Annotated in this window: 26 protein-coding genes, 1 pseudogene and 1 CRISPR repeat array; of the genes and pseudogenes, 14 read left to right on the forward strand and 13 right to left on the reverse strand. The window is 41.6% G+C overall.

All coding sequences use genetic code 11. From position 1 onward, the window contains the following. Together uca and ACYRY3_RS03115 are read right to left on the reverse strand one after the other, a co-directional pair. A partial coding sequence (gene uca, locus ACYRY3_RS03110) for an urea carboxylase (RefSeq protein ID WP_460200310.1) occupies window positions 1-3,061 on the reverse strand: 3,061 nt, incomplete at its 3' end. 5 nt (window positions 3,062-3,066) lie between these two features. Next, on the reverse strand, window positions 3,067-3,549 hold the full coding sequence (locus ACYRY3_RS03115) for a hypothetical protein (RefSeq protein ID WP_460200311.1): 483 nt from the start codon (window positions 3,547-3,549) through the stop codon (window positions 3,067-3,069). A gap of 316 nt (window positions 3,550-3,865) precedes the next feature. Here ACYRY3_RS03115 and ACYRY3_RS03120 point away from each other — a divergent pair, with 316 nt between their 5' ends. After that, on the forward strand, window positions 3,866-4,075 hold the full coding sequence (locus tag ACYRY3_RS03120; protein ID WP_460200312.1) for a hypothetical protein: 210 nt from the start codon (window positions 3,866-3,868) through the stop codon (window positions 4,073-4,075). Window positions 4,076-4,207: 132 nt separating this feature from the next. Here the strand turns inward: ACYRY3_RS03120 and ACYRY3_RS03125 are convergent, their stop codons facing one another. After that, window positions 4,208-4,393, reverse strand: a complete 186-nt coding sequence (locus tag ACYRY3_RS03125; RefSeq protein ID WP_460200313.1) for a DUF6887 family protein — start codon at window positions 4,391-4,393, stop codon at window positions 4,208-4,210. Continuing rightward, complete coding sequence (locus tag ACYRY3_RS03130) at window positions 4,380-4,565, reverse strand: DUF6888 family protein (RefSeq protein ID WP_460200314.1); 186 nt, start codon at window positions 4,563-4,565, stop codon at window positions 4,380-4,382. Before ACYRY3_RS03130 ends, ACYRY3_RS03125 begins: the two co-directional genes overlap by 14 nt. A gap of 241 nt (window positions 4,566-4,806) precedes the next feature. Here ACYRY3_RS03130 and ACYRY3_RS03135 point away from each other — a divergent pair, with 241 nt between their 5' ends. From ACYRY3_RS03135 to ACYRY3_RS03145, 3 genes are read left to right on the forward strand one after another with little or no spacing between them, the layout of a single operon-like run. Further along, window positions 4,807-4,986, forward strand: coding sequence for a hypothetical protein (locus ACYRY3_RS03135; protein ID WP_460200315.1), 180 nt, complete (start codon window positions 4,807-4,809; stop codon window positions 4,984-4,986). Window positions 4,987-5,034: 48 nt separating this feature from the next. Further along, the gene (locus ACYRY3_RS03140) at window positions 5,035-5,406 is read left to right on the forward strand and encodes a hypothetical protein (RefSeq protein WP_460200316.1); all 372 of its coding nucleotides are present in this window, start codon (window positions 5,035-5,037) and stop codon (window positions 5,404-5,406) included. 3 nt (window positions 5,407-5,409) lie between these two features. Next, entirely contained in the window at window positions 5,410-5,880 is a 471-nt protein-coding gene (locus tag ACYRY3_RS03145; protein WP_460200317.1) for a PIN domain-containing protein, read from the forward strand. Window positions 5,881-6,355: 475 nt separating this feature from the next. After that, window positions 6,356-8,270: a CRISPR direct-repeat array (repeat unit 37 nt; unit sequence GTGAAAATTTCATCGAATCCCTATTAGGGATTGAAAC). A 157-nt stretch (window positions 8,271-8,427) separates the two neighbouring features. On the opposite strand, the gene ACYRY3_RS03150 is transcribed toward ACYRY3_RS03145, so the two are convergent. The 4 genes from ACYRY3_RS03150 to ACYRY3_RS03165 all read right to left on the reverse strand — a co-directional run bounded on the left by ACYRY3_RS03150 (window position 8,428) and on the right by ACYRY3_RS03165 (window position 11,140). Continuing rightward, the gene (locus tag ACYRY3_RS03150) at window positions 8,428-8,808 is read right to left on the reverse strand and encodes a helix-turn-helix domain-containing protein (protein ID WP_460200318.1); all 381 of its coding nucleotides are present in this window, start codon (window positions 8,806-8,808) and stop codon (window positions 8,428-8,430) included. 39 nt (window positions 8,809-8,847) lie between these two features. Then, on the reverse strand, window positions 8,848-9,114 hold the full coding sequence (locus ACYRY3_RS03155; protein ID WP_460200342.1) for a type II toxin-antitoxin system HigB family toxin: 267 nt from the start codon (window positions 9,112-9,114) through the stop codon (window positions 8,848-8,850). Window positions 9,115-9,504: 390 nt separating this feature from the next. Beyond that, complete coding sequence (locus ACYRY3_RS03160) at window positions 9,505-9,885, reverse strand: transposase (protein WP_460200319.1); 381 nt, start codon at window positions 9,883-9,885, stop codon at window positions 9,505-9,507. A gap of 592 nt (window positions 9,886-10,477) precedes the next feature. After that, the gene (locus tag ACYRY3_RS03165; protein ID WP_460200343.1) at window positions 10,478-11,140 is read right to left on the reverse strand and encodes a hypothetical protein; all 663 of its coding nucleotides are present in this window, start codon (window positions 11,138-11,140) and stop codon (window positions 10,478-10,480) included. A 118-nt stretch (window positions 11,141-11,258) separates the two neighbouring features. On the opposite strand from ACYRY3_RS03165, the gene ACYRY3_RS03170 reads away from it, so the two are divergent. From ACYRY3_RS03170 to ACYRY3_RS03195, 6 genes are all read left to right on the forward strand, one after another. Continuing rightward, window positions 11,259-11,522 carry a hypothetical protein gene (locus ACYRY3_RS03170; protein ID WP_460200320.1) on the forward strand — a complete coding sequence of 88 codons (264 nt, stop codon included), beginning with the start codon at window positions 11,259-11,261 and terminating at the stop codon, window positions 11,520-11,522. Continuing rightward, the gene (locus ACYRY3_RS03175; protein ID WP_460200321.1) at window positions 11,503-11,841 is read left to right on the forward strand and encodes a PIN domain-containing protein; all 339 of its coding nucleotides are present in this window, start codon (window positions 11,503-11,505) and stop codon (window positions 11,839-11,841) included. The genes ACYRY3_RS03170 and ACYRY3_RS03175 overlap by 20 nt, the downstream gene beginning before the upstream one ends. A 595-nt stretch (window positions 11,842-12,436) precedes the next feature. Beyond that, complete coding sequence (locus tag ACYRY3_RS03180; protein ID WP_460200322.1) at window positions 12,437-12,631, forward strand: hypothetical protein; 195 nt, start codon at window positions 12,437-12,439, stop codon at window positions 12,629-12,631. 344 nt (window positions 12,632-12,975) lie between these two features. Continuing rightward, the gene (locus ACYRY3_RS03185; protein WP_460200323.1) at window positions 12,976-13,437 is read left to right on the forward strand and encodes a DUF4079 domain-containing protein; all 462 of its coding nucleotides are present in this window, start codon (window positions 12,976-12,978) and stop codon (window positions 13,435-13,437) included. Window positions 13,438-13,585: 148 nt separating this feature from the next. Beyond that, a complete protein-coding gene (locus tag ACYRY3_RS03190) occupies window positions 13,586-14,134 on the forward strand; it encodes a hypothetical protein (RefSeq protein ID WP_460200324.1) in 549 nt (182 codons plus the stop codon). A 92-nt stretch (window positions 14,135-14,226) separates the two neighbouring features. Further along, the gene (locus ACYRY3_RS03195; RefSeq protein ID WP_460200325.1) at window positions 14,227-15,009 is read left to right on the forward strand and encodes an ABC transporter ATP-binding protein; all 783 of its coding nucleotides are present in this window, start codon (window positions 14,227-14,229) and stop codon (window positions 15,007-15,009) included. Window positions 15,010-15,093: 84 nt separating this feature from the next. Here ACYRY3_RS03195 and ACYRY3_RS03200 read toward each other — a convergent pair whose 3' ends face one another. Then, window positions 15,094-15,819: a response regulator transcription factor gene (locus ACYRY3_RS03200; protein ID WP_460200344.1), complete on the reverse strand. Its 726-nt coding sequence runs from the start codon at window positions 15,817-15,819 to the stop codon at window positions 15,094-15,096. 118 nt (window positions 15,820-15,937) lie between these two features. On the opposite strand from ACYRY3_RS03200, the gene ACYRY3_RS03205 reads away from it, so the two are divergent. The 3 genes from ACYRY3_RS03205 to ACYRY3_RS03215 all read left to right on the forward strand — a co-directional run bounded on the left by ACYRY3_RS03205 (window position 15,938) and on the right by ACYRY3_RS03215 (window position 18,263). After that, window positions 15,938-16,279 (forward strand): DUF4870 domain-containing protein, encoded by a 342-nt coding sequence (locus ACYRY3_RS03205; RefSeq protein ID WP_460200326.1) that lies wholly within the window; start codon window positions 15,938-15,940, stop codon window positions 16,277-16,279. Window positions 16,280-16,602: 323 nt separating this feature from the next. Continuing rightward, window positions 16,603-17,586: a porphobilinogen synthase gene (gene hemB / locus ACYRY3_RS03210; protein WP_460200327.1), complete on the forward strand. Its 984-nt coding sequence runs from the start codon at window positions 16,603-16,605 to the stop codon at window positions 17,584-17,586. 341 nt (window positions 17,587-17,927) lie between these two features. Further along, on the forward strand, window positions 17,928-18,263 hold the full coding sequence (locus ACYRY3_RS03215) for a helix-turn-helix domain-containing protein (protein ID WP_460200328.1): 336 nt from the start codon (window positions 17,928-17,930) through the stop codon (window positions 18,261-18,263). A gap of 167 nt (window positions 18,264-18,430) precedes the next feature. Here ACYRY3_RS03215 and ACYRY3_RS03220 read toward each other — a convergent pair whose 3' ends face one another. Next, window positions 18,431-18,694, reverse strand: coding sequence for a hypothetical protein (locus ACYRY3_RS03220; RefSeq protein WP_460200329.1), 264 nt, complete (start codon window positions 18,692-18,694; stop codon window positions 18,431-18,433). A gap of 234 nt (window positions 18,695-18,928) precedes the next feature. Between ACYRY3_RS03220 and ACYRY3_RS03225 the strand changes: the two are divergent. Then, window positions 18,929-19,042: pseudogene (locus ACYRY3_RS03225) on the forward strand (alpha-ketoacid dehydrogenase subunit beta); the annotation flags it as partial. Window positions 19,043-20,173: 1,131 nt separating this feature from the next. Here ACYRY3_RS03225 and ACYRY3_RS03230 read toward each other — a convergent pair. The 3 genes from ACYRY3_RS03230 to ACYRY3_RS03240 all read right to left on the reverse strand — a co-directional run bounded on the left by ACYRY3_RS03230 (window position 20,174) and on the right by ACYRY3_RS03240 (window position 22,851). Continuing rightward, window positions 20,174-21,469 carry a CHAT domain-containing protein gene (locus tag ACYRY3_RS03230; protein ID WP_460200330.1) on the reverse strand — a complete coding sequence of 432 codons (1,296 nt, stop codon included), beginning with the start codon at window positions 21,467-21,469 and terminating at the stop codon, window positions 20,174-20,176. Beyond that, window positions 21,462-22,295, reverse strand: coding sequence for a DUF1822 family protein (locus tag ACYRY3_RS03235; RefSeq protein ID WP_460200331.1), 834 nt, complete (start codon window positions 22,293-22,295; stop codon window positions 21,462-21,464). Before ACYRY3_RS03235 ends, ACYRY3_RS03230 begins: the two co-directional genes overlap by 8 nt. A gap of 115 nt (window positions 22,296-22,410) precedes the next feature. Continuing rightward, window positions 22,411-22,851, reverse strand: a complete 441-nt coding sequence (locus ACYRY3_RS03240; protein ID WP_460200345.1) for a hypothetical protein — start codon at window positions 22,849-22,851, stop codon at window positions 22,411-22,413. Between the last annotated feature and the right edge of the window lie 296 nt (window positions 22,852-23,147).

Here is a 23,147-nt window from a genome sequence, read left to right on the forward strand (position 1 = left end):
AATCCGCCGTTTGTTTGGAGCGATTCCACATCTGCACGGTGCGTCCGACAAACTGATAACCACCCGGTCCTTCCATGCCATAAACGCAGAGATAGGCACCGCCGATACCGACTGCATTCTCAGGTGTCCAGGTGCGGGCTGGATTGTATTTTGTGGTGACGAGGCGGTGACGCGGATCGAGGGGAACTGCTACTGGCGCACCAAGATAAACATCCCCCAATCCCATAACCAAGTAACTGGCATTAAAGACAATTTCCTTGACTTCTGCAATGCTACCCAATCCATTAATCCGACGAATAAATTCAATATTGCTAGGACACCAAGGTGCATCTTTTCGCACCGACTGCATGTATTTTTGAATGGCTAATTGAGTCGATTCATCATCCCAGGACAGTGGTAGATAGACGATGCGGGTGGGGACTTCTAAATTGGAAATATCTGGTAAATGAGATTCGATGTTTTGTAATGCGGCAACTAAATCTGATTGCGAAATGATGCGGCTATCGTAGTGAACTTGTAGCGATCGCATTCCCGGTGTTAATTCCAAAATCCCAGGAATTGGATTGGTTTCCAGGTGAGTCATTAACTCATGAACCCGGAAACGTAACTTCAAATCCAGCACCAAATCTCCGTATTCAATCAGCAAGTACTTATCACTCGCTTGACGGTAGGTAACAGCAATTTGGTCATCAGTTGCGGGAATTTCTGCCAGAATCGCACGATGTTCACTGCCATCAGTTATAAGAGCAACCGATTCCCCCACTTGCAGTGTTTGGATTTGCCGATTCAACTGCAATTCTTGATGTAATGCCCGGTCAAAGCTGAGGCGACGAAATTGAACCGTATTACCTGGTTTGAGTTGCCCAATTTTCCACAGTTCGGCTTCGGTGATGGTAGCAGGGCACACAAAACCTCCCAAACTCGGCCCATCTAAACCCAAGATAATCGGCATATCTCCAGTGAAATCGATTGTACCAACAGCATAGGCGTTGTCGTGAATATTGGAGGGATGCAGCCCTGCTTCACCACCATCTTGCCGCGCCCAAGTTGGTTTTGGCCCAATCAAGCGAATCCCTGTTCGTGCCGAGTTGTAATGCACTTCCCAATGAGTGCTGAAAAAAGTTTCAATGTCGTCTTCCGTGAAGAAATCCGGCGCACCGTGTGGTCCATACAAAACTCCTATTTCCCAATGATTTGAGTAGCTGGGAATTAATTCCGGAGAAATTAACTCTGGCTTTTGAGGAGTTGATAATGAATACAATTTCAGGACATCGCCCACTTGTAAAGCTCTGCCCCCATGTCCGCCAAACCCACCTAGAGTAAATGTTGCTTTACTGCCCAAATAATCGGGCACATCAAACCCGCCTTGCACGCTGATATAGGTACGAAAACCATTGCCCTGAATACTACCCAGCCGTAGGGTACTCCCTGCTTTGACCGGAACTGCCGACCAGTAGGGAATGGGTTGTTTATCCAGGGTGGCTTTCATCTGGGCTCCCGTCAAACAAATAACTGTATCGCAATTAAAGCGCAGAGTGGGACCAGACAGGGTACACTCCAACCCGGCTGCCGATTCTGGATTGCCTAAAATCCGGTTGCCCAATCGAAATGCTAAAGAATCCATCGGACCAGAGGGCGGCACACCAACATTCCAGTAACCCACCCGTCCGGGATAATCTTGAATGGTGGTCATGGTGCCTGCAACTAGCACATCGATTGTATTGGCGCGGTAGGTAAAGCTGTTGGTAAATTTCGTGGTGATATTGCCCTCAGTAAAGGTTGAATGGGCAATAATTTGGCGGAGGTATTCTAGATTAGTTTCAATACCATCAATGCGAGATTGGGCAAGGGCAGTTTGGAGATTGGCGATTGCTTGTTCTCTTGATTCTCCATCCACGATCGCCTTCGCCAATAATGGATCGTAAAATGGCGACACTTTTGTACCAGTGGTAATCCAGCTATCGCAGCGAATGCCATCTGGAAACTGCACTTGAGTTAACTCACCGGAACTCGGTTGGAAATTTTTATTTGGGTCTTCGGCATAAACCCGCACTTGAATGGAATGTCCTCGGGGTTGGTATTGGTAGGATGCCAAGTCTAGGGACTCTCCTGCTGCTTGGCGCACCATCCACTCCACTAAATCCACTCCTGTAATGGCTTCTGTCACGCCATGTTCAACTTGTAAGCGGGTATTCACCTCCAAGAAGTAGAACTGTTGGGTATCCACATCATAGATAAACTCAACGGTACCTGCCGATTGATAGCTAATTTCCCGCCCGAGTTGAACGGCAGACTCATACAACCGCTGTCGTAGCGCATCGCTAATATTAGGTGCTGGGGCTTCTTCAATGACTTTTTGATTGCGCCTCTGGGTCGAACAATCCCGTTCCCCAAGGGCAACGACGTTCCCTTGACCATCCCCAAAGATTTGCACTTCAATGTGTCGCGCTCGTTCGATGTATTTTTCTAAAAAGACTCCGCTTTGGTTAAAATTATTGCGACTTAAGCGCTGGACATTTTCAAACAGACTTGGCAAAGTGTCTTCACTCCGGCACAACTGCATCCCAATGCCCCCACCCCCTGCCGTGCTTTTGATCATCACGGGATAGCCAATTTCTGCCGCTGCCTGTTTAACTTGCTGCAAATTCTCTAATAACAAACTACCAGGAACAAGGGGCACTCCGGCAGCTTGGGCGATCGCTCGTGCTTCATGTTTCAGTCCAAATCGCCGCAGTTGGTCGGGTGTGGGACCAATAAACACAATTCCCGCTTCAGCACAAGCTTCGGCAAACTGCACGTTCTCGCTCAAAAAGCCATAGCCGGGATGAATTGCTTCGGCACCCGTCGCTTGTGCTGCCGCCAAAATCGCATCAGTGCGAAGATAACTCTGGCTGGCAGCAGCACCTCCAACACAGACGGCTTCCCCAGCTACAGCAACATGGGCTGCATGGGCATCGGCTTCAGAGTAGACTGCAACCGAGGCAATCCCGAGGCGATTGAGGGTGCGAATAATACGGCAGGCGATTTCACCTCGATTGGCAATCAAGACTTTTTTAAACATGAGCGCTAGGGAATTTCTAAATAAAAAAATAACTTCATAATTGTAGAGACGCGCCATGGCGCGTCTCTACATGAGTTAAAGTAATGAGTCCACCATCTACCAGGGTTGACACCACCGGGAGCATCAAGGTTTTGGAGATCGGCACCAAGATAAGTCAACGAGTAGGCTCCGAAACCGGAAGTCTGTTCATCAGTATCGACTACATATTGGTTCATGAAGACTGCACCGTTAGAGTTCGGTGTGAACCGATTTGGGACTAAGGCTTTAACAGCAGCAGGATCTTCAGGAACCCAGCCGAAGTATAACATCCGACTATTAATCACCATCTGCGGAGCTGCAAGGTTGTTGGGTTCTTGAGCTTGTGCCGTATTATTAGTATTAGAACCAGTCATTAAATTGCCAAGTAGTGCTGTGCTTCCTAATGAAGCAGCACCAGTCATTAAGCCAGCTGACTTGAGAATCTGGCGACGAGAGAAATGATCGGACACTTTTAGCTCCTACAATTAGATAGGCGTTTTGAGGTATAAAACAATCTTTTTCAAATTGCTATATGTTACATTTATCACCTTTATAATTCCTTGTCCAATTCCTTAAATTTGTTGTTACAATACTATTTTTAGCGGTTATACTGCATTAGCATAGTAGTTTTATACACAGCGCTCAAGAAGTTTTCACTAGCTCAAACTGTTGTCCGCATGTGTCCCACATCTCCGTATTAAAAATGTTAGCCAGGGTAATTGAAATATCGCCCTTTGCATAAAGCCCGGTGTAGCCCGGAGCGCCAACTGCAACACCCCATCGCAGGTGCTACCAAGAATCTTCTTTCAGTATCACCGGATACTGCCTGTACATAAGCCTTCTGTTGTCAAGCAACCGCTTAATAACGAAGAAGCACTGCTAATTGCTGCTGGTGCGGTAGGGAGAGTGTTAGGTATTACAATTTATCCCCCTAGCAACTGCGAAGACTTGCGCCGAGTTCGCAACCCCTTAGAAGCGATCGCCGTAATTGGATGATTTAGAGTTGTTTTGGAAAATTGTAAAATTAAAATAAAGATTTTACTGATATCAATAAAAAGAGTTTGTCTGAACGGGACAGAAGAAGCAAAGTCGGTAATAAGTCAGCAATGTTCATATTGTAATTTCCTGCTATGACTGATTTTGTTGGCGTTTGCGCTCAATAATCTCTGGCAGTTGCTCTGGAGAATTTAGCTTTGTTCCTGTCGCCTCAATACGATTTGCCAGTATATTTATTGCCTCCTGATTGTCCCGATGCTCCAAAACATAAGCACGTAATTCTTTTGTGGTCATTGCCTCAAAATTAGGGTTGGTCATAGCTGAGTTCTCCTTGTTGATTAATTACGATAACTGACTCTTCTCCTGCGATGATAACAACTCTGTCGTTCCTTTGGTCAAGGGTGACAAGGTAAATGGGTAAGTACATTTTGGTTAACCAGTAGCAGACTATATAGATTGCTCTAAATTGCTCACGTGTTGGTTCTGCCATTTTCTATTTTTGTGGTTTTGTCTAAGGAGGGTGCTGTCTCTTAAAAACATTTGGCTTGACATTAACTGTATCTCTCATTGCCATTGGGCTTCACAGATTCTTTCTCTAGTAGGAAACGATCTCTGCACACGCTAACCTCTCCGAGAAATAGTCATTTGCATAGCCTAGGGAGTCGTGCGATCTGCCGCTATGCTGTAGCGAAGCTATCGCTCGTAAAGGTCTAGGTATTCGGTGAGTTATAATGAAACCACTTTTTGTTCAGGAGGTGTCTTGTCTGACAGATGTCCCAGACAATTCAGCCATTACAACAGTTTATGAAGCGATTGGCGACCTTGTTGTCCGATTTCCTTTGCGTCACTTTGAGGCATATGCTAGCACACTCAGAAGATGGCTCAAACAAAGTAGCACGAAGAGCGATTAATAATAAATTTCTCCTTAGTGCTTTTGAAACAAATATGATTTTAAATTTATGAAGTTAATTAGACTTACGGAAAATAGAATTATCGATATGTCTCGGTTTGTTGCTTTAATCCCATGCAACAATGGCTGTAATTACTTACTGATTCTTGAAGGTAGCCCCGAAGGTATCCTCATTGATGATAATGACCTAAATATTTTAACCAAATACTTAGGAGATGAAAAAAAACTATTTGCGACGCCTGAAACTGAGTATCCCCTGGCAAATTTAGCCAAACCACAAGCGGTAGAAATACTAAAAGCCAGAATCGCTAGACATGAATCAATGAGCGATACTGAAGCTGCACAAAAAGCCGAAGCTTGGGAAAGATTTAAACAAAACATTGATGCTTCACGACCCGATGGATGTAAACTATACTCTTAATCTATGGCAATTGTGTGGTTGGATTCGGGGATTATCGGTTTAATAGCTAATCCTTATAAGCAAGGCGAGGCGGAAGCTTGTGAACGTTGGTTGTTGGGTTTAGCAGCGAAAGGGGTTTATATTGTCTCATCATCTTTATGCGATTATGAAGTCAGGCGAAATTTAATATTGGAGAGTACACGCACAGGCAATCGTGATAGTCTAGATAATCTTGACGAAATGACCGCATTTATTTCATTTCTATCGGTCACGGATGAGAGCCTTAAAATGGCAGCTGTGTTATGGGCGCAGTCTAAGTTAAGTGGAACACCCACAGCAAAAGAAAACTCTCTTGATGCCGATTTGATAATTTGCGCTCAATGGCGAATACTAGCTGCACAGCACCCAGGGCAGATGAGTATAATCGCTACTACAAATGTCAAGCATTTGAGTAGATTTGCCACTGCATGCAGGTGGCAAGATATTTTAATATAGGGTCGCTATAATAATAATCTCTTCTATCACAAAATAAGAACCAAGACAATAGTGAGATTTTAGTAAACGTTATTGTCAAGCAAGAAGCTAATGGCAGAACAGTTGCTATCGTTCTAGGGTTGCCTGAATTACAAATTGAAGCAAGCGATGTCTGGCGACAAGTGGCTTCGCGCCTACGCAGAACAGCATTAGCCGAACTTCAGCAACGTCTAGAAACCCCGGAACGCTGATGCAGAAATTGTTTCAATATCAGTAAAATTGCTATCTACTGAGCAGAAAAACCCCTGGTTAGCAATGGCTGGAGTTTTTAAAGATGATATTAAGTCCGGTTAATTAGTGATTATTAAACAATCTGTGCAAAAACCGGAAAACCCTCTCCCCATCTCCCCCTCTCTCCATTTTTGATGCTATGATTGACCCATCCGCGATTTTGAACCATGAAAACTGCATACAAACTCGTTTTTGGGCTCCTGGGGTGAAAATTTCATCGAATCCCTATTAGGGATTGAAACTTTCGCCCCAGACGGCAACAATATCAGATTCGGACTCGGGTGAAAATTTCATCGAATCCCTATTAGGGATTGAAACGAATCGAAAGAGGATATTATAAAACGACTGGGCAGGTGAAAATTTCATCGAATCCCTATTAGGGATTGAAACGTTCAAGAAGCAATGTACAAAGAATTATTAAGAAGTGAAAATTTCATCGAATCCCTATTAGGGATTGAAACCGCCTTCTACATTTCTTAAATGCATAATTTACTCCAGTGAAAATTTCATCGAATCCCTATTAGGGATTGAAACTTGGTAGATAGATTTTGAGGACAGACCGCCTATTCGTGAAAATTTCATCGAATCCCTATTAGGGATTGAAACAGCTGTTTGAAACGGAATTGGAACGTCGAGCAAGTGAAAATTTCATCGAATCCCTATTAGGGATTGAAACCCGGATAGAGGATCTGAAATACTTATCGGGTATAAGTGAAAATTTCATCGAATCCCTATTAGGGATTGAAACACATAATTATTAGTAAGTATCAGACGTTCTACTAACGTGAAAATTTCATCGAATCCCTATTAGGGATTGAAACACTTGACAATTTACTGCCACCCCTCCCCCGACCAAAGGTGAAAATTTCATCGAATCCCTATTAGGGATTGAAACGCGATCGCAAGACGAACCAAGCAAGCTAAAAAACTTCGTGAAAATTTCATCGAATCCCTATTAGGGATTGAAACAGAATTGACTCTGTATATTTGTTACCTGATAAAGTTCGGGTGAAAATTTCATCGAATCCCTATTAGGGATTGAAACTCTCTAATCCGCAGCAAGGGTGAAAGGGTGATGCCGACGTGAAAATTTCATCGAATCCCTATTAGGGATTGAAACATTTTGCAGCCAAAGATTGAAGGGGACAGCCTATTGTGAAAATTTCATCGAATCCCTATTAGGGATTGAAACAAAATCTTCCTTATCATCATTTTCATATCCCACTACGTGAAAATTTCATCGAATCCCTATTAGGGATTGAAACATTTCCGTCGCCAAGCCAAAGCCAAAGCTTGGTGAAAATTTCATCGAATCCCTATTAGGGATTGAAACTATCCTTCTGCTTGTAACTATGAGGTGACCAATGTGAAAATTTCATCGAATCCCTATTAGGGATTGAAACTATCAGCTCGCAAAATGTAGAAGTGGGTTTCAGGGTGTGAAAATTTCATCGAATCCCTATTAGGGATTGAAACACAGATGCCGTAAAACGGCAATTACTGTGTAATGTGAAAATTTCATCGAATCCCTATTAGGGATTGAAACAACAGTAGCAACTAAAGTATCTGCACCACGGTTAGTGAAAATTTCATCGAATCCCTATTAGGGATTGAAACTTGAAATACTCAGGTACATCAAGAATAAGTTTGATGTGAAAATTTCATCGAATCCCTATTAGGGATTGAAACTAGATAACGCCCTATACCCCATTGCTCTCCGCAAGTGAAAATTTCATCGAATCCCTATTAGGGATTGAAACGGCACTATCAAAGCCGGTGGAGTTGGCTTGACCTTGTGAAAATTTCATCGAATCCCTATTAGGGATTGAAACTTCGTTGTCAATAATGCCAAAATCAACATTTCCTAACAGTGAAAATTTCATCGAATCCCTATTAGGGATTGAAACTCAGCTTTCAGAGTAGCATATTCTTCGGCGTTGTGAAAATTTCATCGAATCCCTATTAGGGATTGAAACTGCAGTCTCAACGTGAAGCAGCGGGGCAAGCTTTGTGAAAATTTCATCGAATCCCTATTAGGGATTGAAACTTACAGGAGCTACTGGTAAAAGAAGGGAGGATGCAGGTGAAAATTTCATCGAATCCCTATTAGGGATTGAAACGAAACGAATATATATCTATAAACACTCTTTCATTGATGACCGATTACTCCCTTACCGGTGTAAGATTACCGAGCTTCTTTTCCTCTTTCTTTGTGTCCTTAGCGTCTTAGCGGTTTATTTAAATAGGTAATCTTCTGGCGGGAAAGGAGTAACCCCGTCAAGCCGAATTTTTCATCAAGGGATAAGGTTTAATCAATACATCCGCAGGGATACTTAATGAGCCATGTAAATGTCGAATCATGTCTAACGTCAAAGCCTTTTTGCGATTTAAGATGTCCGCAACTTCTTTCTCGCTGCCAATAATAGGTTCCAAATTACGACTGGATAAGCCACGAGATTCTAAATAATATAAAATAGCTTCAATTGGCTCAGGTGCTTCAATTGGATAATGCCGTTGTTCGTATGCTTCCACCAGCGTCGTTAAAATGTCTAAACGGTTAAACTCTGCTGTATCAGGTTCCGCATCAAATAACCTTTCAATTTCATTAAGTGCAGCACGATAATCAGTTTCGTTTTTGATGGGACGAAGTTCAAACATAATAATACAAACTCAAATCGTTGTTGCATCTACGTTATCCTACTCTTTATGCGTTCCAATAAAACGAATAAAGATGATTTCAAGGTCATAACGAACGTGAACAATTAAGCGGTAATCATTGCCTTTGATATTAAAAACAACACGATTATTCGCAAGAATACTCGCATTACGGTAAATACTTTTGATATCCGTCGGACTGCTCCACTTAGCACGCCCTACTTCATCATACCAAGCTTTTAACGCTTGCTCGGCATCAGGGTGTACTTGCCAAAACGAACGTAAAGTGCTGCGGGCAATAATTCGCATACCAATATTATAATCACCACGCTGATTACCGTAACATTGAAGAAGTGAACTTGAAGAACGGGAACCGCTCAAGTGTTTTATTTCCTGGATGGTAAGTTAGCGATCGCTCACTACATGAATATAAAGAACGGGAGCTGTTGAAGTACTTTATTTACTAGATGCCAATGCTGGCATTAATTCGCGGATGGGTAGATGTTGGAAAAGAACTCTCCAGAAAAATGGCTGAATTCCTTGTACCACAAGGCTTGAGGAGAATTCTAGCACTCTACCCATCCGCGCTCCTTACCCAGACTGGATTTCAGCCATTTTCCCTCTACTCAATCTCCATTTTTGATCTCTATCACCGTGTGTATTAAGATACCTTTTCCTTTGCCACCATAGGCAACTTCTTCACCTCCGCCTTTCCCAGGGGGAAAAAGACCCGTCAACTGCTCCAAACTCCCAATTTATAAGTCCTTTCTCGTCTGCGATAAGCCGGAGGCTTAACGGCTGAAGCCGTATCGCTAATATGCGTGCTTTTAAGTGTTCAAATGTTCCATCTGAGTACCAACGCTTTAACCATCGGTGGGCTGAGCTTTTGGATGCCCATATATCTCCTCTTGGTAAATCACACCATCGACACCCTGTAATTAGAATGTACAATAGACTATTTAATACATGGCGGTACGGAGCATGAGGCATTCCTTTTCCACGCTTAGACGGTTCTTTGGGAAACACATCATCAAAAAGCTTCCATTCAAGGTCACTTAATCCTTCAAAACGCCCAGCCATAAATAAATACATCTTACTTGTATAAGAAAAGATTACCATTGTCACTGGAACGATAACTTGGCAGGAAAGGACTGTGACTTAAAGGAATTGTTTGCCGCGATGGCAAGCTTTTACTTTACTTGGAAAGAGGCAACTTTATAGTTGGAATAGTTACCTGGTAGTCTGTGAGATGAAAACCTTGTAACTCTAACAAAATTCTCAAGCAGTAAGTATAATTATTTACGATAGTGTCAATGGACAAGCGGCTTACTTTTAGTTTAATTCTGAACTAGCGGCAGAATTTTACTTTAAATAGTGGGATAAGATACTGTCTCCAACGATTGCGATAAGCCGGAGGCTTGACGCTCCGCGTATCGCAACCAAAATCGTTCGGTTTTAACTAAAATCTTGCCATTAGTTCAAAACTTAAGTAAAAGCTGGTCATTTGTCCTGAACAATTTTGTAATTAAATATGCTTATTTTGACGGCATTGCATACGAATTACTGGCATTTTCATCTCCTAAAATACTAGTTTCCTGTTTCAAGTATCAAGAAGCTAGAGCAAAATTTAAGTAAAAGCTTGCCACTGCGGCAAACATTTCCTTATTAACATCTAAATGTCGATAGTGCTGTTATTATCCTTTGTAGGGAGTTTCTGACCGTTTTGATCTTGATCTCCAGTATCTTGAGTGGGCGCGTCTGAAGATATAACTGGGAACTTGAGACTGCTTTCAGTCTTCGATGACACTTGAAAAGCTTGGATGTATGCTGAAGCAGATACTGGAACGCCAGGATACAATCCAGTGACGTAAAGGTCAATGTTAATTCTTCCATCGGTTTTGCTTGATTGGCTCAATTCGTTAAACACTTGCGTTAACTCTTCCTTGTGGTAGGAAGCGTTTGCCCCAAGACCAATCCAACTCCAGAAACTTTTGATACCATCTGAAAAACCGTAGGATTTTTTCATTTGTTGATAGGTTTTTGACGTTTCTAGTGTTATAAGCGAGAAATTCATTGATCCACTGACACGTGCGTATGCACCAAGCCCGGATACACTTGCGCCAACGCCCTGAATTCTACCCCTTGCTTCTTGGACACTCCATGACGTTCCTTCTGGTGCTGCTCTTAGTAGTTCTGTTCCAAAAACTCTTTCAAGATATAGCGTTGGAGCAAAAATGTGAGTTGTTAGCTCTAACTCCCTTGTGGTTTCAGCAAGAGTCATAAACTCCAAGACGTTGCGACGTTGAAACTTTAATGAAGTCACAACAGTTAACATTCGAGACACAACTGATTTATGAAGCCAGAACTTTAGCGGGGTTAACACAGAAACAGCAAGAGTGAACGTCGGAAATATAATTTATTTATCACTTCACTACTCAACAGTAAATTGGTATATGGAATCCTCAAATTTACGGACAAAGCTTTTATCAGAAATCAATCTCATCCCCGAAGACAAGCTGGAAGACTTATATAATTTTATTCATTATTTTCGAGTTGGTGTAGAGGCGTCTAAAGATACGCCCAATAAAATTATGCAGTTCGCTGGTTGCTGGAACGATATGTCAGATGAAACATTTGCTGACTTCAGTGAAGAAATAATTGCACGTCGCCAGCAGGCTTTTTTGCGGAGAAGAAGCGATGAAACCAGCCTTGGTTGATACTAACATTTTATCCTTATTTTTTCGCAATCACCCCCAGGTGGTTGAAAAGTTTGATGCATATATTAAAGAATATGATAAAATCAACATCAGCATCATTACTTATTACGAAATAATTAGCGGATTGAAGCATCGTGGCGCACAGAAACAACTAACATCTTTTTTAGAATTTGCCTCATATAATACAGTTGTGTCTCTAACTACAGACTCTGCAACGATTTCTGGTGATATTTATGCCACTCTTAGAAAAAAGGGGACACCAGTAGACGATATCGATATTCTCATTGCAGGAATTGACACAGATTTTTCCTATGAGTGAGGCGGAAAGCTTTGAATTCCAGCCGGAATTATTGCAAGTCCAGCCGGAATCGATCGCAATTCCACCCCCAGCCGGAATAATTTGTGTGAAAAATTGAAAATTTTGCTATATAACAAAATTGTCAAAAAATTTTAGTTTCTTTCCTCGATTCCGGGCGTGGAATTGTACTATGAGTCTATGTACGACTTGAGGAGAAAAGCTGACAAAACTATGTGTTCAAAAGAATCTTACAGATTGCACGCTTGTACTGAATAGCACCTTGTATGGAGGTTGAACGTGAGCCAAAGACTTACTAGCCAACGCTGGGCTGCAACAACAAGAAAGCCGAGAAATGTTGCCCGGAAAAATGCTGCGAACACTCGCGAAACCATATAGAAGGCACAAAAAGGTCAGGCGACTAAAATGAATCGGCTATCCGAAGCAGAAAAAACCTGTTGGACTGGAATCGCTGAAGCTAAGAACCCGGCTAATAACAATTCCCAAATGAAACGTTAAACCACTACGCGATCGCGACTTCAGTTGAAAGCTAGTAAGAAAAAAAACGCGAAGTATGAGAACTTATTTTTATGTTGTTAGCTTACAATAAGGTTAAATTGTGATTGCGTCAGTCCTGGCACTTCCTCCAAGCTTTCTCATGAGTAAAAACACGCGTGTCAAAACCATTTTACTTTTGGCAGCTAATCCCACAGATACTTTTCGGCTGCGGTTGGATGAAGAGTTACGAGAAATTGATGAAGGATTGCGACGTGCAAACAAGCGAAAGCAGTTTAACCCTCTTTTGTCACTCTAGGCAGAAGAAAGGATACAATTCCGTGCGATCGCCTTGTCATCAATGAAACTCCCAATAATGAAACTACCAATTACGAGTTTGAGAGCTTATCTCAAACAGAAATAGGCCCTATTCATAAAAAATCAATTGTTCAAGCAAATCATACAAAAACCGGAGATTCCATAAAAACTTTAAATATCGCTGGTTTAGTATCAAATTGATTAAGAAAATAAATTTTGCTTAGTTTGAGGGTTGCTTAACTCAGCAGCCCTTTTTTGTTATTTGTCATTCGTTATTTGTCATCTGTCATTAGTTAGATTACCCCTTCACTCCCTCCTTCCCTCCCTCTGTGTAAAATATTTAATATGAATCTACCTTCATTTCTCTGGCTGTGGAAAATAGCGGCATGGTCAATGGGCTTGTCGCTGTTAGCTTATCTCCTCTTAGCACTGACGGGAATTTGGATGTTTCGCGATCGAGTAGCATCGCATCGCCCTTTGACACCTTGGTTTACAGGAGACAAGACCGAAGTACGTAATTTCCACTTTATAATTGGCAGTTGCATGGTAAGTCTAGTCATGCTATTGCTGCTTATTGGCATTATCGGTACCTTAGGTCACTTTGGTTCCTTGGGGCACTCGTCCCACCTGTATGCTGGGGTAATCGTAGTAGCCCTAGTTTTGCTCTCTGGTGGAAGTGCGTTGCTGATTAGTACCAAGCGCCCTTGGGCAAGGGGCGTTCATGTTGGTGCTAATATCGCTTTATTCTTTAGCTTCGTTTGGGTTTCGCTTACAGGTTGGGCTGTAGTACAAAAGTATTTGCCATAAGAGAGATAGAAAGGTTAAAGTATGAAGGATAAAGGATGAAATTAAAAGGCTTACACTGTAAGCTTTGGAGCCATTTACATTTGTGAGCCGCCTTTACGCCGACTTGTACTAGTGTGAAATTAGCAGTGTTATTGCAAGTCAATGCAAAATGGAATCATCTTCTACTTTTCGTCTCTCGCCTTTAATTAGAATCACCCTTTTGTGTCTGTACGTGGCATTGACCACACCATTACCTTTCTTAGCACAAGTCACAGAGGCACCTGTACCGCCAGAACTACTATGGGTGGGTATTGGCATCGGGTTGATAGCTTTATACGCAGCATTGAGCGAACGCGTAATTGCGGATGACCAAGGAATTCAAGTCACTTATCCCAACTGGGTGCCGCGTTTTTTTCGCAAGGGCTGGTCACTTCCTTGGTCAGAGATTAAGGGTTTAAAACCCCGTACTACAGGACAAGGAGGTCTAGTCTACTATTTCCTCGGTGAGGATGGTAAAGCATACTTACTGCCAATGCGTATTGTGGGATTTGCCCGTTTGGTGCGAATTGTACAAGATAAAACAGGAATAGATACGACAGATGTCTATCCTTTGGCTCAACCGTGGATGTATTTCATTCTCTTGGGATTTACTTTCTTACTGCTATTAGTAGATGGCTGGACAATTGCGACAGCAGTTGCTGGGGTTGGCGTAAAATAGGAGATTGCCTGTATCGTAGAGACGCGCAATGCCGCGTCTTTACAACGTCTTAACTTGAGATTACAAAAAAATTACTATACATAAGGTTAAACTTGGAGACTCAACAAGACACGCAAGGGCTACTACGCTTAGAACAAGTCAGCTTGTTTGCCAGCTTGAAAACTCAGAAACAGGGTGAGCACTTAGGATACCCCATACTGCAAGATATTTCCTTTGAGGTATTCGAGGGTTCGCGCATTGCTATTGTTGGACCATCTGGCGCTGGAAAAACTTATTTATTACGTCTGTTGAACCGTTTAAGTGAAGCCTCCAGTGGCAAAATATATCTGGAAAATCGGGAGTATCGTCAAATTCCTATATTGCAGCTTCGTTCTTCTGTTACATTGGTGCCTCAAGAGTCAAAGTTGTTGGGGATGAAAGTGAAAGAAGCATTGGCTTATCCCCTAGTTCTACGAGGTTTACCCAAGGAGACCATTCAGCAACGTGTCGGTCACTGGATAGAACAGTTGGATATTCCAGACGACTGGTTGGGACGACCTGAGGTACAACTTTCGGCAGGACAGCGACAACTCGTGGCGATCGCCCGTGCCCTAGTCATTCAACCGAAAATATTACTATTAGACGAACCAACTTCTGCTCTAGACCCAGCCAAGGCAGAACGCTTAGTGCAAATTCTGTGTCAGCTTGCTCAAAACCAGCAGATGACCATCTTCATGGTGAGCCATCAATTAGAAACAGCCCGAAAGTTTTGTACGCAGTTATTGTACTTACAACAGGGTCGCTTAATAATCAATCAAAAAGAATCTCTTATCAATTGGGCTGACATACAAGAAAGTTTGACAAAAGCTAAAGCCCAAGACGAGTTTGGGTTTTAGTCATGGGTTATTTGTCATTTGTCCTTGGTCATTTGTCCTTGGTCATGAATTCTACTAAGTATTAACTACTAACCCCTAACCGTGTTACCGCTGACTGCTAAGTGTTGACCGCTGATTGCTAAATCTTTCTTTAGGTATTTTTGTTGTTGACTGTGGATTGTTAGCATTTATAACTTCCATGTTAAATCTATAACCTACATTACGGATAGTTTGAATTAAACTTGGTTGGCGCGGATCTAATTCCACTTTTTTCCTTAGAGATAGAACGTGTGTATCAATAGTGCGCGGGTTGTCGATCGCATCTGGCCAAGCACGACGCAACAGTTCCGACCTACTTAAAGGCACCCCTCCAGCTTGCGCCAAAACGTAGAGCAAACTGAATTCCTGTGGTGTGAGTTCGATAAACTCACCTTGGTATCGGACGCGACGCTGTACCAAGTCAATTTGCAAAGCACCATAATCTAAATAAGCTGGTGCAACAGGTGTGCGATTGCGGCGAATGAGTGCTTCCACTCGTGCTAAAAACTCCTGCATCCCAAAAGGTTTGCTCAGATAGTCATCTGCCCCCGCTTTCAAACCAGCAACTATATCAGCTTCGTTACTACGAGCAGATAGCATGAGAATAAGAGGCTGCTGCTGACGATGCAACCAACGGCAAAACTCAGTACCATCACCATCAGGTAGATCGGCATCAAGGATGACCAATGTTGGTTGATGGCTTAAAAAGACTTCCCTGGCTTGATATATACTTGCGGCTTGATGCACCCTATAGTCCAGTTGTTGCAAGTGCCAGCCTAGCAATGACCTCAGATGGGGATTTCCCTAACTTAACTTTTTCCAACTTTAGCGAGTGTTTTAATCTTAAGACAACAATGCTTGTGATAGGGTCGTAATTGCGATCGTCAACCTAAGTATATGGGAGTAACAAATGTACGACACGGATACGCGAAAGTTTTTATCAGCACTGTGTCATGGAGCAATCTTCTTTAACTTTCTGTTTGTCTCGATCGGTCTGCCCATTGTCATCCTGCTTGCAACTCAAGATCCAGTTGTTAAGGAAAATGCCAAAGAAGCTATCAATTTCCACTTTAATGTATGGTTGTACGGGATTGTAATTGGAGCTTTGGTTATAGCAAGCTTTGGTTTGCTAGGCTTTGTCGGCTTTTTATGGTTTTTAGTCCACTGGGGACTTACCATTTGGGCACTTTTCAACGTTTTTAGCAATCCAGATACCGCTTTCCGCTACCCCTTCATCTTCCGGATTGTTTAATCGTTAGTTATTGGTCATTGGTTATTTGTCATTTGTCATCAGTATCCGTACAAAGGACGAATGACCAATGACTGAGGGTCACACAATTATTAATTTTTTATAAGCTCTTGAGTTAAGAAATTGAGGGAATTTTTAATATTTTGCCTTTGCAACCTAGCTGTAAAATACAAAATTGCCCCACAACATCACAGGTAGTAGGGCAGGGAAAAGTTAAGCGCTTTTTGTAGTGTGTCTAATTACAAGGCATTTTGGCTTTGCATTTGTGACGCTTTGTTTTGTGTCCATTATCCATTAATTTAGCTAGTTTGGGTTTACAAAACTTTATGTTTCCAACTCACCGCCCCCGTCGCCTGCGTACCCATCCACAACTGCGCCGTATGGTACGCGAAACCGCCCTCTCTACAAACGATCTCATTTACCCTCTATTTGCTGTACCAGGGGCAGGAATTGCGAATGAAGTAAAATCCATGCCCGGTGTCTTCCAACTTTCGGTAGATAAAATTGTGGAAGAAGCAAAAGAGGTTTATGACCTGGGAATTCCTGCGATTATTTTGTTTGGTATTCCAGCAGATAAAGACGCAGATGCAACTGGTGCATGGCACGATTGTGGAATCGTTCAAAAAGCCGCTACAGCTGTTAAACAAGCAGTGCCCGATTTGATTGTCATTGCTGACACCTGTCTGTGTGAATATACCAGTCACGGTCACTGCGGTTATCTGCAAGTGGGAGATTTGACAGGCAGGGTTTTGAATGACCCAACTCTAGAATTACTCAAGAAAACAGCAGTTTCTCAGGCAAAAGCAGGGGCAGATATCATCGCACCTTCTGGGATGATGGACGGATTTGTCCAAGCAATACGCAATGGTTTGGATGAGGCAGGTTTCCAAGACACCCCAATTTTATCCTACGCTGCTAAGTACGCTTCCGCTTATTACGGTCCTTTCCGCGATGCCGCCGAATCAGCCCCACAGTTTGGCGATCGCAGAACTTACCAAATGGACCCCGGTAATTCCCGTGAAGCCCTCAAAGAAATTGAACTGGATATCGCTGAAGGCGCTGATATGCTCATGGTTAAACCAGCCCTGGCATATATGGACATTATTTGGCGAGTTAAGGAGGCTAGCAACTTACCTGTTGCTGCTTACAATGTGTCCGGTGAATATTCCATGATTAAAGCGGCTGCTCTTAATGGCTGGATTGATGAACAACGCGTGGTTATGGAAACTTTGCTCGGCTTCAAACGCGCAGGTGCGGATTTGATATTGACCTACCATGCTAAAGATGCTGCACGGTGGTTGCAGTCGTAACAACAGTGCCAACACACAAGATGACGGATGTAATGGATAGGTTATCTGTAGGTCTTACAAATCTCTTATCCGTTGCATCCGTTGCCGTATTATTCTTTTAATAGGAGATAAATTCAGCGCTCTTAACCGTATCCGCGATAGATCGAATTACGCTATGGCAATAGTTGTGAGTCAAAAGGTCAAAAAACAACAACTCTTACAGATAAGGGGAATCGCCCGTTTGCCAGATACCTAACTGATAGATTATAAAATAATATAGTTAATAAATAATCTTCGTTGGCTTTAATACGTCAACTGATTTAATAAATAAGTACTATAGTTTGAAAAGGGAGCATTGGACTATGGATATGCAAGTCCTGAGAGAGCGTGCGGGACTTAGTCGTGCAGAGGTTGCCTTCAGGCTTGCAATCAGTGAAACGAGTGTCCGCAATTGGGAAGCAGGGCGTACCGAACCAACGATGACACCAAAGAAATATTTAGAAGCGTTGCGACTGTTTAAATGCACGCCAGAAGAACTCGCAGCTGCCAGTGAAAAGTCCATCAACCAGCGGCACAAGCGCAAACCCGGAAGACCTAGAAGGTTTCCGGACAATCAATTAGGGCAATCTTCTCCCATGAGCCCGGTGGCTCAAGTGGCTGATTCACCAAGCCTGCATCTCAAAGAAGCAGGATACTAAGCACATTCCAAGCAACGGTTTTTTCAACCAATTACAAACTTTGCACTCTTTGAATAGTCTTTGCAGAAAAAGCAAACTTGATGAGAGCAATCAATTGGCTCCAATTTCGCAATTCTTTAAGAGAACGACTTTAAGTAAACTTCTGGAGATCGAATTGCAACCAAACATCAGGAGCATGGTTTTGTTTGAGCTTCCGCCAGCGTTGGCGCTGCTATTAGCATTTCTTTCTCTACAGGTGATGCAGTGTCAAGAATTGGGGGAATATCGGCATAACTGACAAATCTGCTTAAGCCTTGAGCTACCACCAAAATCACGTGATTCCACAAACGAATTTCTTTAATTCTTGTAGCCTCTATGTTTAAACGAAGAGCGACTGCTTCTACTGTGACAAACTTTGCTAGAGTATGGGTTGACTGCTGTTCGCTAAACACTCTGCATATCTGGGTAAATCTTTGTAGAATTGCGGATATCTTCTGTGATACCGTATTGAGAGGCACAAGTTGGCACGGACATTTGATGTATTAATTGAAGATTTGTATGAAATTGTTAAGGAGTAGTTTTGAGTTCGGGAATTTTTTTGTAAATGCAACTCGTGTGTTTGCTCACCAACAGGGGCAGCAGATGCACGATAAGATTCTAGAAATAGGAATCTCGATAAAAGACTAATGGCAGAAACACTATTCTTCAACGCCTTACGCGAAGCCATTGATGAAGAAATGGCTCGTGACGCAACTGTATTTGTTCTTGGTGAAGACGTAGGACATTACGGCGGTTCCTACGTTTAAAGCTGATCCGAGCTAAATCTTCCTTGATAAAGCTTTCTCGTACATCGCTCGGCAAGTTGTCCCATTCCACTTGCTCATCAACTCGAAAAATGTTGGGTTTTGGGTTATTGCGATCTATGTAAAAAATTTCGGTTTGACGCAAGTGCTTACTGTTTACGTCTGTGTCAGAAGTTGGAATGTCTTGGGGTTTCAAGTAATGCACTTTGATAGTGAGGATGAGCTCTTTTACTTTGGTTGCCAGTTTTTGAGCTAGCTCGCTTGGTGGCTGTTCTCCTACCAGTTGTGGATCGAATTCGTTACACAATATGTAAGTTGTTTGCAAGCAGGTTTGTAACTCAACTTGAAGCTTTTCTTGCAAAAACCGAGCAATATTGTGATATACTTGCTGAATTTCTTGCCGCTCAACCTCTTGTGTAGATGTTAGTCCTTCCCAGATCGTATTTGTCACATTTTTGACTGATTCTGGCATCTGGGATAGATGAGACTGAATCTGCTGTAGTAATTTTGGCGGTTGCTTTGAGAACTTTTCTGACAAGTCTTTGTCTTCAAATGTGTTATGTTCTTCATTCATAAGTGGTTTCTCCACATCTCTACTTATTAATTGGGGTGGTTGCTAAAAAATTTGCGTTGTCAATTTCTATTTTCTGACAGTCTATTTGTCAGGAAAATTGAAAAAGAAAAAAGAGCAGGCAATCAGGTAGATTGTTTATCAATACTGCAAGGGCTGAGGGGAATTGTAGGTTGGGTAGAGCGTAAGCGAAACCCAACAAATGTCGTTAAGAAGGCAGAAGTACGCTCGTCTCTTGGCAGCTATGTATCCCTACCCCTAAAGGGGAGGGATTTGATAAAGTTTGCACTCTTGTGTTTTCCGACCTACTTAAAAGCAGGGGCAATAAAGCCGTTTGGCAGAGCGCGGGGGTCAATACCCTTGTTACCTTTTTTACTTTTCCCTCCTTGTGCCATCTGCCCTCTGCCCTCTGCCTTTCTTCCGGTAAATGTTGGGTTTCGTTCCTCAAACGCCAGTCCCCTGTGGAAAGAAACCCTCTTTCAGGGCTGCTTCCCCAACCTACATTGACGTAAGTTTTTGGCTTAACCGAGCAGTATTGGATCGTTTATATTTTTTACTCAGGTCAGGTCTGTAGCTGGATTAAAACATATCACTGGTAATAGACTTGCACCAGGAAAAAGATTAATTTCCGATTCATATTCCCATACTTCCAGCTTTTCCCTTACTTTTTGTACTACTACAAAGGTAGGTTTACTTCCTTGGTTCGCCATAAACTCTTCTAAAAAATATTTGAGAAATAGCTCTGCAACCTTATTGGGCACATCCTCACGCATAACAATTACTTTCGGCAGATTTAATTTAAGCAAATCACGTGCTAATCCCAACCCATCGCAAGAGTTAAAAAATGCTAATTGCAACCCCTGATTAATAGCATATGTCAGAGGATTTTTTAGCTGATTAATGGTCAAGTAACATTTTTTGTTTATATAAAATCCTGCTTTCTCGTTTTTTATGTTACTAGAACTATGACCTGCGAAAAAAAGAATATCCCAAGGTTGTTCGGACAATTTGTCAGAAATCTTTTTTAGCGGCTCGCTATCTAAAATTTGTTCTGATAAAACCTCCAACTCAAAATTTTTATTGTCTTTCCACTCGTTCAAATCTTTTCTATTGTCTTCATCATCAACAATTGCAAGAACTTTAATCTGTTCTTGAGGTGAAGAATGGTTAGTGTTTGAATCAACCTTTTTAAATTCAGGATGACTCAATACTACCCCTGCATTTATGTAATCATTAAAGAAACTCCAAAAATGCCAAGGTAACCGCCATGCTAAGTCATCTTCTGTTGAAATTATCACCATAATTTCATCATTTTCACCTAATTGTGTGCGGAGTTCCTTTTCTGTTTTACAAAAATCTTTAGTATCTAGCCAATCATTTATCTCCTCTTTTAATTTGTTTAATTGAGACTTTATATCCAAAGCCTTTTTTGATTCTAATTTTTTAGCTAAGTTCTTTACATCATTATATAGACTCAATTTATAAACTTCAATTGGTCTTTTGCCAAAACTATCATTGGTTAATTCATAAAAATATTTATGTAACCATCTATGACATTTTTCATAATAATCTAGAATTTCTATAGCAAATGGTAATTGACATATCATCGATAAAATAACATTATTTTGTATGTTCTTCAAAAAGTTTGACGATTCATAAAAATCTTTGTGTAATTTTTTCCATTTTTGATAACAACAGTTAACTTTTATGGCTGATGGTAAGCTTGTGCTAAGTTTTTGAATCGCCAATGGGTTTGACTCATCTATTATTTGAATTTGTACATGAAATCCGCGTTTTAAATTCAGTAGACCGTATCTGGATGGAACTAAGTTAATTTCTACTCTCTTAATCATTATTCTTCTCCTGATAAATGTAAAATTTTTCTACGTGAATAGAGTTTTCCAGGGCAATTTGAATACAGAATTGAGTCCCCAACTGACATTTAAAGTAGGGGAGTTCAATATAAAGATTCGATTTTCCAGAAGTTACACTTTCTAGTATTTCAAAGTCAAACAGCAAAGCCAGCTTAAGATTTACAGGTAAGTATCTTTCTTCTGGCTTTGGATGTACTTGAACGCGTACTCCAACCCTGCTATCTGCTTCTTTTATAAAAGCAACTTGCAGTAATACCGTTATCTCTTTAAATTCCTTCTGCAAGCAAATCTGTTTACCTTGCCAATGAAGACTACTATTATTAACTTCAGTAGTGTTTCTTAAGCTATAAGCTAATTGCACTTGCGTTTTTTCTGGAATTAAAAAAGCTTGAACATCTTGCCATCCGTTCTTTACTAATGCATAATTCTGTGCTAGACATTGCTTCAATTTACCAGATGCTTTTTCTTGTCGCATCTTATATAAACGATTTCGCAAGTGATTGCTAGCCACCAGCGCTCCCCAATCTTTAAAGCTTGCATCAAGACGGGGGGAGTAAGGAGATGGTTTACTCAATCTCACTAACAAATCTTCTGCGGTAGAAGGAGATAAGAATTTTAATGGATCTACCTTAGCTTTTTCCTCCAAAGCCATTTCATATGAGAGCCACAGCACCTCTAAATCTGTAATCAAATGGTCTCGTTCTAGAGAATATGTGCGGTATACTGGATCGTAGTTGCCTTTATCCTTCAGAGTACTGTGGACTGCGTTGCTCTGGTTTCCAGAGTTGTAGCAAGTGGCGTTCATTAGTAAGGGTTTCAGATGTATTTACATTTTGTAACGTATTTCTGTTTATTCACGCCGACTTACTTAGCAGTTAGTAGTTACTAACTACCAATCACTAACTACTCACTACTAACTACTATCTCTTAACTGCTGCTGCTTGTTGAAAGGAGCGCATAAGTAAATGGCGTCCAAGCTCAAGATCCTTGGGCGCACATTGCCAATCTGGATGTGCAGTTCTCAACAAGCTTTCTAAAGTTTCTTGGTCAAACAGGTGCCAAACTGGAGCACCGGAGATTTCTCCTTCAACGGCGTAGCAATTATCACTGATGCAATGAATCGTCCAGCTGATAGCAACTCTGGTCAAAGTCATTCCTTCTCCTGATTGAAGTGAGCGAAACTCACGAAGAGTCTGCTTCAACTCATCAACAGAGGACACCGTTAACCCAGGAATAACTACCGTAAGATTTTTGTCTCCGTTCACCATAATCCAGTAGTTACGGCTGGGATCGATTCCCTCAAGCCAAGGGGTTTCATCATCAAGGCGATAGCGTGGTGACAAACAAAACGGGGGTTCTATAGGTGCAACCATGACTTTGCAATCGAATTTTTCTTAAATTTCAGTACCAAGCATTTAACTTGGGTATTCCCGAAGCCCCCTATAGGAGACTTAACATTATTAACTATTGTCTTTTCAAAGGAAAAGCAGTTTTAATATCAAAGCTATGCAAAGCTTATCTGTCTCCATATTTAATTATGGAAAGCTATAAATCAAATAAAGTTTGCAAAAGTTATTAAAATTATTTAGATTTTTTAATATATCGATAGGTAATAAGTAATTTTACTTATATCAAAAGGATGAAAAAACAATTTTTT

This window comes from Scytonema sp. NUACC21 (assembly GCF_054684315.1).